The sequence below is a fragment of the Bacteroidota bacterium genome (assembly GCA_016711505.1).
Classification (GTDB): domain Bacteria; phylum Bacteroidota; class Bacteroidia; order AKYH767-A; family 2013-40CM-41-45; genus JADKIH01.
In genome coordinates this window covers 536,194-550,606 of record JADJSV010000017.1, presented here as the reverse complement: position 1 = coordinate 550,606, position 14,413 = coordinate 536,194, and the positions used below count along the sequence as shown (strand labels likewise).

11 protein-coding genes and 1 pseudogene are annotated in these 14,413 nt (G+C 36.7%); 11 read left to right on the top strand and 1 reads right to left on the bottom strand.

Going from position 1 to position 14,413, the window contains the following annotated elements:
• Positions 1-51 precede the first annotated feature (51 nt).
• Complete coding sequence (locus IPL24_15965; protein MBK8365099.1) at positions 52-2,073, bottom strand: tetratricopeptide repeat protein; 2,022 nt, start codon at positions 2,071-2,073, stop codon at positions 52-54.
• Positions 2,074-2,200: 127 nt separating this feature from the next.
• Here IPL24_15965 and IPL24_15960 point away from each other — a divergent pair, with 127 nt between their 5' ends.
• The 11 genes and pseudogenes from IPL24_15960 to IPL24_15910 all read left to right on the top strand — a co-directional run bounded on the left by IPL24_15960 (position 2,201) and on the right by IPL24_15910 (position 14,389).
• Positions 2,201-3,079, top strand: a complete 879-nt coding sequence (locus IPL24_15960; protein ID MBK8365098.1) for an FkbM family methyltransferase — start codon at positions 2,201-2,203, stop codon at positions 3,077-3,079.
• 258 nt (positions 3,080-3,337) lie between these two features.
• Positions 3,338-3,853, top strand: a pseudogene (locus tag IPL24_15955) (transposase).
• 301 nt (positions 3,854-4,154) lie between these two features.
• A complete protein-coding gene (locus IPL24_15950) occupies positions 4,155-5,570 on the top strand; it encodes a T9SS type A sorting domain-containing protein (protein ID MBK8365097.1) in 1,416 nt (471 codons plus the stop codon).
• A 45-nt stretch (positions 5,571-5,615) separates the two neighbouring features.
• Positions 5,616-7,337 carry a T9SS type A sorting domain-containing protein gene (locus IPL24_15945; protein MBK8365096.1) on the top strand — a complete coding sequence of 574 codons (1,722 nt, stop codon included), beginning with the start codon at positions 5,616-5,618 and terminating at the stop codon, positions 7,335-7,337.
• A 360-nt stretch (positions 7,338-7,697) separates the two neighbouring features.
• Positions 7,698-8,744, top strand: coding sequence for a hypothetical protein (locus IPL24_15940; protein ID MBK8365095.1), 1,047 nt, complete (start codon positions 7,698-7,700; stop codon positions 8,742-8,744).
• A gap of 254 nt (positions 8,745-8,998) precedes the next feature.
• The gene (locus tag IPL24_15935; protein MBK8365094.1) at positions 8,999-9,811 is read left to right on the top strand and encodes a galactose oxidase; all 813 of its coding nucleotides are present in this window, start codon (positions 8,999-9,001) and stop codon (positions 9,809-9,811) included.
• Entirely contained in the window at positions 9,789-9,962 is a 174-nt protein-coding gene (locus tag IPL24_15930) for a hypothetical protein (protein MBK8365093.1), read from the top strand. The genes IPL24_15935 and IPL24_15930 overlap by 23 nt, the downstream gene beginning before the upstream one ends.
• 69 nt (positions 9,963-10,031) lie before the next feature.
• Entirely contained in the window at positions 10,032-10,241 is a 210-nt protein-coding gene (locus tag IPL24_15925) for a T9SS type A sorting domain-containing protein (protein MBK8365092.1), read from the top strand.
• A 206-nt stretch (positions 10,242-10,447) separates the two neighbouring features.
• Positions 10,448-11,659 carry a T9SS type A sorting domain-containing protein gene (locus IPL24_15920; GenBank protein MBK8365091.1) on the top strand — a complete coding sequence of 404 codons (1,212 nt, stop codon included), beginning with the start codon at positions 10,448-10,450 and terminating at the stop codon, positions 11,657-11,659.
• Positions 11,660-12,822: 1,163 nt separating this feature from the next.
• A complete protein-coding gene (locus tag IPL24_15915) occupies positions 12,823-13,251 on the top strand; it encodes a hypothetical protein (GenBank protein ID MBK8365090.1) in 429 nt (142 codons plus the stop codon).
• 151 nt (positions 13,252-13,402) lie between these two features.
• Positions 13,403-14,389 (top strand): hypothetical protein, encoded by a 987-nt coding sequence (locus tag IPL24_15910; protein ID MBK8365089.1) that lies wholly within the window; start codon positions 13,403-13,405, stop codon positions 14,387-14,389.
• Positions 14,390-14,413 lie beyond the last annotated feature (24 nt).

Below are 14,413 nucleotides of genomic sequence, written 5' to 3'. Positions count from 1 at the left end.
GAATGAAAGTTAATTCAGTTGTAAAGGAATTTTCAAATCCTTTACTGGTTCTTAGCTTTCAACAAAATACATATCCACGTCTCCTTTATTTTTTGCACTGATTTTTCCGCGATGGAGACAGGAGAAATTGTCTTTCACTTTATCATAAGTAGCGCCACTGATATTCACTTGTCCTGCTTGTCCGCTTGATTCCATTCGCGAAGCGATATTTACCGTATCGCCCCAGATGTCGTATGCAAATTTTTTGATTCCAACAATTCCGGCTACAACAGGTCCGGTATGAATTCCAATGCGTATTTCAAAAATTTCTTTACCGGACATTTTACGGTCTTCAATATGGTTTTGCATGAATTGCCGGATTTCCAGCGCAGCTTTTACAACATCAATAGCATGCGTAGAATTTGTTATGGGCAGACCACCTGCGCACATATAACTGTCACCGATCGTTTTTATTTTTTCGATATTATATTTACTGATGATATCATCGAAAGCTTTAAAACAAATATGAATTTCATTTACCAGTTCAGAAGGAGTAAGTTTTTCTGACAAACTTGTAAAACCTTTAAAGTCGGTGAACATCACTGTGACTTCATCGAAGTGCCTGGCTTCTGCACTCCCTTTTTGTTTCAGTTCATCAGCAACTTCTTCAGGTAGAATATTCAACAGTAGTTCATCGCTGCGTTTCCGGGCTTTATTAATTTTATTCCGCTGCCGATAAACGACTACTAAAAAAACAATTGTCCCTGCAAAGCCGGCGGTGATTGAATTCCGGATATTTCTTTGCCTGAGATCTTTCTTTTCCTGTTCAGCATTTTCAAGTGCTTCTTTTTTATCAAATTCATATTGCATTTGATTTTGCACAAGCTTTTTTGTTATGTCAGTATTATGGATGCTATCACGGATATTTACAAACTCGTGATAATTTGAGTATGCATTTTTCCAGTTTCCTGAAATGCTGTCAAGAAGATGTTTTCCTTTGTAAAATTTTTCCTTTGATGGTAAACCTTCAGTCAGTTGTAAATAGATCTCCGATGAATCAAGTGCTGTTTTTGCTTTCAGGGATTCATTTAACCTGAGATAAGACAATGCTAAATTACTATAATTGTTTGTCAGCAGAACATTAGCATTTACAGGCTTTAAAAATCCAATTGCTTTTTCATAGTGCACAACAGAATTTGCATAATCATTTTTCATAAAATAAATTTCTGCCATTTTACTATAAGCATTTCCAATAGTGATTCTATCAGATATTTTATTTCCTGTTGCCAGTGCTTTTTTTGCGTCCTCTAATGCAGCATCGAGATCCTTCATTTTAATATGTATGTCAGACAGGATTATATAGTTAGATGCCAGGTTTATATAATCTTCTTCTTCAATAACAATTTTATTTGCCTTCTCTATATAAGTGACTGCTTCAGGATATTTTTCAAGCTTTATATTATCTATCGCCAGATTTGCAGAGGCTACTGATATGCCATAATGGTCATTCAAGGATTCATATATTTTCAAAGCCTCAATATTTGCCTTTGAAGATTCCGGAAAATTTCCGCGGCCATCATGAACCCAGGATATCATCAATAAGCAATTTGCAACCTGACTTTGATTTCCGGCTTTTTTAAAAAGATCTTTTGCATTTTCAAAATGCTGTAAAGCTTCGCGGAATTCACCACCATCTGCATGATCTTGTCCTACGTAAATAATAATTTGCGGAATCAATTCTGTAAATTCTGACCTTTCTGCTAATTGTAAAGCACCCTTATGGATTGAAATGGCTGCTTTATAATTTCCCATTCTCCAATATACACGTCCGATAGAGATTTTACTCAGGACGATTCCCTTTAGCCATTCAATTTTTTGAGAAAGAGTAGCGGCATCTTCGGCATACTTCATTCCTTTGGTGTGATCAATAAGAGAGAAATATTCGGAAAGATATAAGAGGGTCTTAACTTTTATTGTATCTTCTTTTTGTATTGGTAGTTTGTTCAGTAATGAGTCTACATAAGTTTTATTACCATCTTGTGCCCCGGTTCGAAGTATCCATAGAATAAAAAAGAAGAAAAACGGCCATTTCATGGAATGAGCAGAATTTTCAGAAATATAAAAATTATTTTTACTGCTATGTTGATCCTCACAAGAAAAATTAATTGTACCCGATTTTATCTCATTAATTATTACATTTAAATTCTTAACTTCTGTTCTAATGAAAGAAATAATTAAATCAGTTTATCACTTGATACCTTTTAAAAAACAATTATTTTATTTGATAAAAAACGTATTTCATCCCGGCGAAAAAGTTTATAAGCATTTACCATTTAAAGGAGTTTTCAAAGTTGATGCAGGAAATAAAAAGTCTTTCAAGTTAAATCATTATGGTTTCATGATCGAGAATGAAATTTTCTGGAGTGGATTAAAGAATGGCTGGGAGAAGGAGTCAATTGGTTTGTGGCTGAAGTTGTGTGAACGTTCAGAATATGTTTTGGATCTTGGTGCAAATACTGGAATATTTTCTCTTATAGCAAAAGCAGTGAATCCGGATTCGAAAGTTTATGCATTTGAACCTGTACAAAGAGTTTTTGAAAAGCTGAAGCAAAATGTCGCATTGAATTCGTACGATGTAGTTTGTGTCGATAAGGCCGTTTCTAATTTTGCCGGTAAAGCATTTATCTATGATACCAATGCGGAGCATATTTTGTCGGTAACGGTCAATTTCAATTATCTGCCTTCTTCCATAAAAGTTGAAAAAGTTGAAATAGAAACGATCACATTGAATAATTATATAAGAGAAAATAAAATTCCTCGTATCGATCTCATGAAGATAGATGTTGAGACGCATGAACCGGAAGTGCTTGAAGGCTTTTCGGATTATTTGAAAGAGTTTCGTCCGACGATGTTGATAGAAATTCTCAACAATGAGATCGGAGCAAAAGTTGAAAAACTGACTGAAGGAATGGGTTATTTGTATTTTAACATTGATGAAAATAAAGGTATTCATCAAACGGATCATATAAAGAAGAGTGATTATTATAATTACCTGCTCTGTGATGAAAAAACAGCGAAAGAATTAAAGCTTATGCTTTAAGTTTTTGATTTTGAAAATTTAAATTAAGTTGCTGCGAAGGATCCTCCACTGCGCAGGATCTGTGATCCTGTGCTAGCGAGCTGTAGGATTCACCGCTGCGCAGGATCTGTGATCCTGTGCAACCGAGCTGTGGATTTTTAATCCACATTAAAAACACTAATTCTCTTAATAAATAGTGTATATTAAAAGTAGTATCTCCGCTTCCCATGTTTTCCCAATGTAAAGACAGTTTATTTTTGCATGATAAACAAATCAATCATGCAAACAGGACATCGATATAATATAAAAAAAGATAAATCATATTTTCTCACAATGACAGTCGTAGAGTGGATTGATTTATTCACAAGACCGGCTTTAATGGAAGTCATAACAGACTCTCTAAACTATTGCATTGAAAACAAAGGCCTCCATTGTTATGGATGGTGTTTAATGCCTAGTCATCTTCATTTATTGACCAATACTGATGAAGGTATTCAACTATCAGATGTAGTTCGGGATTTTAAAAAATTTACCAGTAAGAAGTGTATTGATGTTATACTTAACGAAAAGGAAAGTAGACGCAAATGGCTCATTGATAAATTTGGTTTTGCCGCAAAAACGCATCCGAAGACACAATTTTTCAAAGTATGGCAGGATGGAAATCATGCAATAGAGGTATATTCAGAAAAATTTACATGGCAGAAATTAAAATATATACATAACAATCCTGTTGCCGGAAAAATCGTTTGTAATGAACAGGACTATCTTCATAGTTCTGCACGCGATTATTATGGACTTTCTTCTTTGGTAAAGGTGGAGTGTTTGACACCGCCTGTGGTGACATCATCGGATTATGATTTTTTTAGGCTTTGATGTGGATTGAAAATCCACAGCTCGCTTACCAGGATCACAGATCCTGCGCAGCTGTGGATTAAAAATCCACAGCTCGCTAGCACAGGATCTTCAGATCCTGCGCAACTAGTCCTGCGCAACTAGCACGTCGGATAAACAAACCCCTACGCCTGTACATTCCCCATTTTTTGCCATGATTCAATTGTCTATGTTTGATTTCCCTAAACCCTAGAAATAAATTGTCATGATCAAAAAATTATCATTCTTCATTCTTGTATTAACAAGTCTGAATGCCGGTGCACAGAATCAAAACTGGATTGCGACGGGCATAGATGGAAACACTTACAACATCGATTCCATTGTAAATACCGGAAAAACGGTTTTGGTAGATATCAGCGCTAACTGGTGCGCTCCTTGCTGGGATTTTCATATTACCGGCATTATGGAAAAACTTTACCATGAATTCGGTCCCGAAGGAACAGATGACCTCTTTATCATCTTTGTTGATGGCGATCCTACAAGTAGTATGGCTAACCTATCAGGTGCGGGTCTGCAAGCAATGGGAAACTGGATTGCAACAACGCCGTATCCTATCATCGGACCATACGGACAAGGATCTGCAGTTCAGAGTAACTATGTTATGAATGGTTATCCAACATTATTCGTACACTGTCCGGGATCAACTAATGGTGTAAGAATTCCAATGGGCACAACGTATGAAGGATTTCTACAAAGCTGGAAAGCACTTTGTCCGCTACCATTTGATAACGGAGCAATAGATGCAACTTTATATGATACAGAAGACCGTCAGTTTTGCGATGGCGAACATCCGGTTACGCGTATATATAATCAGGGTTCAACTCCTATGACAGCTGCAACTGTTGAAGTCAGTGCAAATGGTGTTGTACTTCAAAGTAAAAACTGGACCGGAAATCTTGCACAGGATGCAACGGAAGATGTAACATTTGAAACTGTGAATCTGGTTGAAGGAGTAGAATATGAATTCAATGTTATTGTTCCTTCAGAAACATATACTGTAGGAAATACGCAGGAGGCTACACTTACACTTGCACCGGAAGCACCGGATTTCAACCTGACATTAGATCTTAATCTTCTAAGAACATATTCACGTACATCGTGGAAATTACTTGACGAGAACGAAGATACAGTTGCATCAAGTCCGGCGGGTGTTTTTCTTAATAATAATTTCTATACATACAACTGGAATTTAAATCCAAATTCTTGCTACACATTTGTGATCAATACAGATGCAGGCGGAGGTATCTGTTGTCAATTTGGTAATGGATATTACAACATCAGAAGTACAGCAGATTCATTGAACTCGTTTATTTTTGGCGGAGAATTTTATGGCTATAATGAATCGAGATCATTTCACACACCATTGAATGCCGGAATAGATGAAGCGAATTCACAAGTAAATATTCAAATTTACCCGAATCCTACGACAGGAAAGGTCACTCTTCATTCAATTGAAAATCCGATCTTGAATTTCAGAGTATATAATTTAATTGGTGAAGAAATTCCTGCTGAGATCTCAGGAAATGAATTGGATCTTTCATCACAACCATCAGGAATTTATTTTCTGAAAATGAATACCGGAAAAAATACGGTAGTGAAGAAGATCACTCTGAACAGGTAATTTAAACAGACAAACATATTTTAATTTCTAAAGATTAAATCCACGATGAAAAGAATTCTATATATAATTCTGATTTGCATTTCAGTTTCACCGGCTTTCAGTCAGGTATCGATCATAGTACCTGCTAAAGTTGATGGGCCCAGTATGAAATCAGTAAACGGAAAAGTTATCTATGGTCAGGAAGGTGCGCTTCAATGGGAATACGAACTATGGGCTACTGATGGTACACCGGCTGGAACGGCATTGGTAAAAGATATCAACCCGAATTTCGCGTCGGATCTCTTTAGTTCCATGACTCAAGCAGGAGCAGATGGGTTGAAATACGAAAACCACGTTTATAAAGACAAACTATATTTTTATGCTGATGATGGAATTCATGGAATGGAATTATGGGTGAGTGATGCGACAAATGCAGGAACAAATATGCTTTATGAATTCAATCCGGGACTGATAGGTTGGGATTTTACTGATTATAAAGTTCCCGATTTTTGTGAAATGAATAACTTGCTTTATATGAATGCAGGTAATCTGACAAATGGAAATGAACTATGGGTAACAGATGGAACGACAGGCGGAACACAAGAAGTAATTGATCTCAATCCGGGAACAGTTTCATCAAATCCATCTTTCCTCACTGAATATCATGGCAAATTATATTTCACTGCAACAGATGGCACACATGGCTGGGAACTTTATTGTACAGATGGAACTTCAGCAGGAACACAATTAGTAAGTGATATAATTCCGGGAGTACGTGGAATTTTTGATGACGGTACAGGTACTTCATCGATTCATCCGCATTTTACAGTGGCAGGTGGATTACTCTATTTCCAGGGTGATGATGCCGGTGGAATTGGTGCAGCACAAAGACATTGGTGGCGTACTGATGGAACCGCTGCAGGAACTTTCAGAATAGAAACAACATTGTTTCCATATGATGCTGAGGATGCAGCAGTCGATTTGAATGGAGTATTTTATTTCGAATCTTATGATGCCGGATTTGGTGGAGAGCTATGGAAAAGTGATGGATCAGTTGCAGGCACAACTCAGGTTACGATGAACAATGGTTTATTGGTCAGAACTGCAATGGTGACTTTAGGAAATTATATTTACTTCAATGGAGCCGATAATGATTCAACAGGATTAGCACAGACAGACGGAACGACTGCAGGCTCAGCATGGTCATTCGGCGTGCAAGATGTAGTACCATTCCAAGTAAAATATCCGGCAATCTATAATGATAATTTATTTTTTGCAATGAGCTGGTATCCTGATGGCGGTATGGATCAGACAACAAGATTAGTTCAGACAAATGGTACACGCAACAATACAGTGATCTATCCGATAGCGCAACCACGAACTAAAATAATTCCATTGGGAAATGATTTCGTATTCTATGGTTCAGATACAATAGTTCGTATTAATCAACTATTCGATACTTTTCTGTTTCGTTTGACTCCAACAGTTCTTCCAGGTGGGGCAGGAGTTGGGGTTACAGAAACCAAAAGCAACAAATACATTTCATGTTATCCGAATCCGGCATCAGATAAGATCACTATCAGATCGAATGAATTTGATCTTCGTGGTGCAATGGTGAGTATCGTAGATGTTACAGGAAAATTAGTTTATTCAACAAAGCTAGGTGCAGATAATTTTTCATCGGTAGTTCTTAATATCCCAACATCACTCTCCAACGGATTTTACATAGTAGAGATCCGCAGTTCCAATCAACTCGTAAGCGACCGACTTGTGATTAATCGAAATTAATTTGAATGAAGGTTATAGTATATTTTTGACGAAAGGCCGGGTGATTGTTCCCGGCCTTTTTTTTCGTGCAACTATGTTTTATTTCCCGCAGAATTGCGCAGAACACGCAGAAAATCCGCAGAAACCTCTGCGAGGTATTTTTATTTAATTTTAAATTAATCCCGTAGGGATCTCTGCGGATTTTCTGCGTGTTCTGCGCAATTCTGCGGGAAATATTTTAAGCGTAATTATTTTTCTCCCGAAGATCTCGCAGATTCCGCAGATTTGGCGCAGATTTTTCTGTGCTCTTGTGCTAAAAACTCAGTGTTCTTAGTGTTAAAAAAATTTACCGCAAGCAAATTATTTTCAGTAAGTTTGAGAATGATCAAATCAATTTTCAATTCAATATTTCTACTTAGCATATTGATATCATCTTGCAACGGGCAAAATAAAAACGCTGAAGGCCAATCTGCAACTGCAAAAATAATTGGCAGCACTGTTCAGCAAATTGATAAATCCATTTGGGTAATTTTCCAGGACAAGAAAAATAATTACTGGTTTGGCAGCAATGGAACCGGAGTTTATTGTTGGGATGGAAAAATTATAAAGCAGTACACAGACAAAGATGGGTTAATCGAAAACAGGATCAGAGGAATTCAGGAAGATAAATCCGGAAATATTTTTTTCGATACACCAATCGGAGTTTCAAAATTCGATGGCGAAAAATTTGTTTCATTATCTCCTGTCAAATCTATGATGAGTCAATGGAAATTGCAAGAAGATGAACTTTGGTTTAAAGGTAATGGCGATGTCCTTGGCGCTTACAGATATGATGGCGAAACTTTACATCATCTCGAATTTTCTGACATCGACTCTTTGGAGCATGATATAACCCATGGCGTTTATACTATTTATAAGGACAAGCAAAGCAACATCTGGTTCGGAACATTATCAAAAGGTGTTTGCCGTTTTGATGGTGAATCATTGAAGTGGATCTACGAAAAAGAATTGTCAGTACTCGATGACGGTCGGGTTCCTGCGGTTCGTTCGATCTTAGAAGATAATGAAGGTTTTTTCCGGTTCAGTAATATTATCAGCAAATACAAAATCAGTACAAGTAAAACGAAAACAGATCTGGTCTATGAAAAACTGCCCGCCATTGATTTATCGAAACAGAAATCAAAAATGGTTCTGCCATATTATACATCAGCAGTAATCGACAAGGAAAATTTATGGATGACGAATTACAATGAAGGTGTTTGGAATTATAATGGCGAAGATCTTACTAACTACATTGTTATGGATGGCGAAGTAAAAGTTTTACCGGTTTCAATTTATAAGGATAATTCCGGAGGAATTTGGGTTGCGACGGATAATGCGGGGGTTTATAAATACAATGGAAGTGAATTTGTGAAATTCGGGAAGTAATTTTTTTTTAACACTAAGTCCACTAAGAATTTGTCACAAGAACACATATTCACCACTTGTGTTCTTATGACAAAAACTTAGTGAACTCAGTGTTAAATCTTTTTTCACCCAGATCGAGCTTTGTTTACCCGAAGAATACGGTTTTCCTAACAGTGTCCACCTTTTGTCCACCTGAAAAACTTGTCTTAAGCGTAGATTCATTGGAGATTTGTACAAATAACAAATCAATTTCTAACATTCCATAATTCACGCGCATGAAAAATCTAATACGATCAATTGCATTAATTCTATTGCTGGCATCTTTCTCAAAACCGGCATTGTCCCAATGGACCCAACGTCAGAACCTCCCCGGAACTGTGCGTACTTTCGCCACAGGGTTTTCGATCAACAACACGATCTATGTTATGGGTGGATACGATGGTTCACTTTTATACAACGATGTATGGGCATATGATCCGACTTTGGATACATGGACACAGAAAGGAGATTTTCCAGGAGGAAACAGATCTGCATGCACTGCATTTACAATCGGCAATAAAGCTTACATGGGAACCGGAAATGATGGCAATGGTTACCTGAAAGATTTCTGGGAGTACGAACCGGTTTCAGATACATGGACACAGTTGGCAGACTTTCCAGGCTTTGAGAGGGAAGAAGCCGTCAGCTTTTGTATTGGTAACAAAGGATATGTTGGCACCGGACAAACTTTTGTTGTTACACCTAATGGTTCCTTCACAACTACATACGATGATCTTTACGAGTATGCTCCGGCTTTAAATATCTGGACACAAAAAGCAAGTCTGCCCGGTCCGACTCGAGCATATGCAGTAGCATCTGTTATTGGCAACAAAGGATACATCGGTTTAGGCGGTAATGATGATCAGTCTGCATCGTATACAGATTTTTATGAATACGATCCCAACAACGATAGCTGGACGGCAATTACATCAATGGGTGGAAGTGGTCGTGCAGAAGCGGGAGTTTTTTCGGATGGAAATAATTTGTACGTGATCGGCGGAATTAATTTTCCCAAGTTTCGTTGGAGTGCCTGGATGCAGAGTATATGATGCAACAACAAATTCATGGGCAATTGGTCCGGCATTTAATCCCGGGATAATCATTGCGCCTGTTATACAAAAAGCAAGCGGGCGTGTGTTTGCAGGAACGGGATATTATGGAAGCATTGTTCCGCGGAAAGACTGGTGGGAGTTTACTTAGCTTCCGACTGCAGTTTCAATCGTTGAACAAGATGTATGGAATGTTTATCCGAATCCATTTTCAAATGAATTGGTTCTTAATTTGCAAAGTGGAATAGAAAACAGATTGATTGAAATTGTTGATGTAAACGGAAAAATTGTTTATAAACTTGTACTGAAAAATTCCTTGAGTGATGCAGTGAAAATAAATACAAGTGATTTTTCTGACGGGATTTATTTTCTGCTGATTAAAAATCAATCCGGAGGAGTGATGCAATCGAAAAAAGTAATTAAAAATTGAACGGGAGAAGGGTTTAACACAAGAACACTAAGGACACAATAAGATCACGGAATGGCTTTCAATACAAATAACAACGAAACTTTATAGACATCGTCTATTTAAAAGTGATAGGTAGAATGTTTTAAAAAATTCCGTGCTCTTATTGTGCTCTAAGTGTTCTTGTGTTTATCTTCCCCGGATACACATTAACTATAAATTGAAAAAAAATGAAATCTCACCTCTTCGCAATACTAATTGCAATATTAATTTCAACTACAACGCATAACGCATTTGCACAATGGATCCCCGTTTATCAAGACAACTATACAGAATTCCGGGACGCAGCATTTCCTACAGACAACATTGGATATGTAGCAGCAACAGATACAAGCGGTGCTTGCGTGTTGCGTACTATCGATGGCGGCATCACATGGGATAAAAGACATATCAACGGATGGGGTTTCATCGATAAGGTCGCAATGACTGACAGTTTGAGCGGTTACCTGATCAAAGGCGGCGCACCTGTACAATTGTTGAGGACCACTGACGGTTTTGCAACATATACAATGCACAATCTTGATTCATCATTTATAGTTCAATCGTTGGAACTGATTAACGATTCCACCGGTTTTTATCTCAACAATGCTGCGCGCTTAAGAAAATTCAAAAATTACGGAGCATCATATTTTCATGTCTTCGATACATTGTTTGACGGACAGAATCTGCAATTTGTAAATCCGACGACAGGTTTTTTAGATAACGGAACAAAGTTATTGAAAACAAGTGACGGCGGTTCCAACTGGAATTTTGTAAATAGCAATCTCGGATTCTATTGTGTCGTGTTTAAGTTTGCAGATTCACTGAACGGCTATTTTCATGATGGCAGTATGATCTACAAAACGAGTGATGGTGGAATTACATTCCCGCAGCAATACAATTTTCCCGATCCAACTACATTTGCCATGAATGGAAATTTCTGTATGGTTGCAAATGCTTACGGCGATGTTGCCTACACAACAGACAATGCTCAGAGCTGGCAAACAGAAACCACAGGTATCAACTGGATCACCACAGAATCTTATATTCTGAAAAACTCACCAGGTGGTTCATTGTATTTGTTCAGTCAGTTCTGCGGTGAGATCAGGAAGAGGCAGCCGGTGATTGCAGGAGTAAAGGATCTTACTGAAGGCAAAAGTATTTCTATTTATCCAAATCCTGCTACCGGCAAGATCACAATTACTTCAAGTGGATTTGATCTTCGTGGAGCAACCGTTCGAATAATTGATATTACCGGAAAATTAGTATTCTCTTTTATGGCAGATAATTTCTCTACTGTTAGGCTTGATTTACCGGACTTGATTTCAGATGGTTTTTATTTGCTTGAGGTAGAAAATCCGAACCAGCGGATGAATAAGCGGCTGTTGATTTATCGAAATTAAAGTGTAAAGCCGGGATTTGTTTCCGGCTTTTTTTATGAGTAGGTTTGGGGGAGATAAGCGTAAATAGAGGTTGGATACTTTTTGTGGAGTTGCGTTAATAAGGGGGGTGACGAAATGAGGTGCGTTAATCCGAATGTTATAGGACATTTTAAAAAATGACACATTGAGACAACTGACATGAAATGGTTTCCATTCCATATTATTATTAAAGACCTATCATTTATGATGTTTCACTTTGTAATCATGAAGTATAACTTGACAAATGAAACATATCTTCCTGAAACAATCAGCGCCTTTCCTGGCGCGCCTGATATGTCTTTATTTGACATGATAGGTGTTTCTTTATTCTACAATATACTTCCCTTAGTTCTAAGTCTTGTGACCTATTACCCGATTGTTTACTTTACAAGAAAGCTCTTTATAACAGGAAATTCGTTCGCTGTGATTACAACTGGAATTCTCCTTACATTAACGACACCGACTATTTATTTGGCTTTAAGTGGATGGAAACACAATGATTTAAAGACAGCAGAAATTATTGCTTGGTCACTATGTTTTATAAGCTCAATTAGTACTTATTATTTGCTAAATAAAAGTGTCATAAAATTTAGACAAACTTGAAAACATAACAGCGACCGAACTTAACAAATGAAATAAAAAACGCCCTATAACACCGCATTGCCAAAACATTATTTTTTGACTCTTTTTATTTTTATATTTCGGTAAAAAAATAATGCTTCGGCAATGCTAAACGTTAGATGAAATTTTAAACCAAATTAAACAATGCAAAACAATAGTAGAATCCATGTTACTTACATAATTGCAATCCTAATTGCAGTAATAATTTGTCTTGTCACAATTCAATGGGGTAATATTCCTAGACTAGTTGAGTTAATCTCATTTGCTCTTACAATTTCATCGCTGGTATTAGCTGTGTTAGCTATTGTTTATGCAGTATATTCAAACAATTCATTTGGACATAATATTGCTAAGCTCGATAGCGCTTCAAACTATATTTCCGACTCAACTAAATCTCTGTCTACAATTACTGAAGACCTAAAACGGAAATTTGATAGAATGCCAGACTTACTTGAGACAATAAGCAAAAAAACTGATACGACACAGCTTCTCTTAAGTCAATTAAGTGAAAAAGTTTGGGCACAGTGGAAACTAAATTTATTAAGTCAAATGCAATTGAGACTGAGAGCATAAAAAACATTTTAACCAAAACTTCAATAAATGGACAGCTTATTCTCTATATTTTAAAACTAGGTAAAGACTCGAAAAGAGAATTTGAAACAAAGGACTTAGCTGAAAAATGTGATATTAGTAAGGATTATATTCTTGGCTTTCTTTCTCCACTTAATGCTTTAGGACTTTTAAAATTAAAGGAAACTGGGCGTAAAGGTCAGTGGTATTGGCAAGTAACAGATTTACATGATGATATATATAACAACATTAATGATGCGATAACCAAATTGTGGAATGAAAATAGAGAAAAAGACCATATGCATTTTATTTTAGATAATATAAATAAAGTCCGACTGTATTTTGATTTACCACCTATGCCAAAGGACAAAAACTTCAGCTAACAACACCTACCCAAAAGTGGCGGTTCAGTGGTCAAGTTAAACGTTGTGCTTCTAACAAAGTTTGTGCTTGGCGACAGTGAAATGCCCTGAAATGGCCACCTTCAGGGAACTGCAAAACGTTTGCTGCAATTATTACGTGCTCCTAAACCAAATGAAGTTTAACTTACTGACATATCTCTTAGCACTACTGAATTTCACAATGTTTGGACAAACTCCTGAACTAAGAAAGTTTGATGAAATCATTGCTGTTAATGATGAAACAAACGGGAAATGGGAAAGTTATTATCTGACAAAAGCAGGAAAAAAGTTTGGTAATGACAGCTTAGAGTTTTACGATAACAGTCCGGTATGCGAGAGCGAAGGATTTATTACCTTCAGAGATAGAAAAACTGATAAGGCGGGTATGTTTAACAGGAATGGTGATATCGTAATTCCTGCAAAGTATAATTTTTTATCCAAAGTTGTCAATGGAATGTCGACTGGGTTGATAGGTGCAGAGAAACACTATATTGATGAGAATGATGAGCATCCAAGTTGGAAAGGTGGTAAGTGGCAGGTAATTGATACCACGGATAAAATTCTTATTGATGATTTCATATACAAAGATCACTTGAATTTTTATTCGCTAATAATTTCTGACAAACCCACATCTGATTCGACCAGGGTGAACTTCAGATCAGTTGAAGGAAAATATTATTCGTTTGTAGATTTTGAAAAAGAATTCAGACAATGGATTACAAAAGAGTTGTTAAACGATCTAACCAAAGAAAAATTGATTGATATTTCTTACGATACCATTAACTGGGAATCACAACATGGTAGAGTAAAAGCAAATAAAGTAAAACTCATTTCGGACAACTTTACGGTTATAAAAAGCGAACTATTGGAAATCCTGCAGCCAAATACAGATTACTTTATTTCAGATGATGGACTGAATCCTTTTATTTATAAAGGGGAAGAATTTGAAAAATATTTTAATAACTGCGGCGAGCCGAAAGATTGGATCTATCCAACAATGTCAATCATCATTTCTTACAATGACAAAAATGACTTTCCACAAAACAATTATGAATTTCTTAGAACAGACAAAGGTTATAAATTAGTAGGACTGACAATTAGAGAAGGAGAGATAAAATAAGCGCAACTTACACATAAATTAAAA

Excerpts from the sequence above, each read along its gene's own strand:
- IPL24_15965 (MBK8365099.1), bottom strand. The coding sequence starts at position 2,073 with ATGAAATGGCCGTTTTTCTTCTTTTTTATTCTATGGATACTTCGAACC.
- IPL24_15960 (MBK8365098.1), top strand. The coding sequence starts at position 2,201 with ATGAAAGAAATAATTAAATCAGTTTATCACTTGATACCTTTTAAAAAA.
- IPL24_15950 (MBK8365097.1), top strand. The coding sequence starts at position 4,155 with ATGATCAAAAAATTATCATTCTTCATTCTTGTATTAACAAGTCTGAAT.
- IPL24_15945 (MBK8365096.1), top strand. The coding sequence starts at position 5,616 with ATGAAAAGAATTCTATATATAATTCTGATTTGCATTTCAGTTTCACCG.
- IPL24_15940 (MBK8365095.1), top strand. The coding sequence starts at position 7,698 with ATGATCAAATCAATTTTCAATTCAATATTTCTACTTAGCATATTGATA.
- IPL24_15935 (MBK8365094.1), top strand. The coding sequence starts at position 8,999 with ATGAAAAATCTAATACGATCAATTGCATTAATTCTATTGCTGGCATCT.
- IPL24_15920 (MBK8365091.1), top strand. The coding sequence starts at position 10,448 with ATGAAATCTCACCTCTTCGCAATACTAATTGCAATATTAATTTCAACT.
- IPL24_15910 (MBK8365089.1), top strand. The coding sequence starts at position 13,403 with ATGAAGTTTAACTTACTGACATATCTCTTAGCACTACTGAATTTCACA.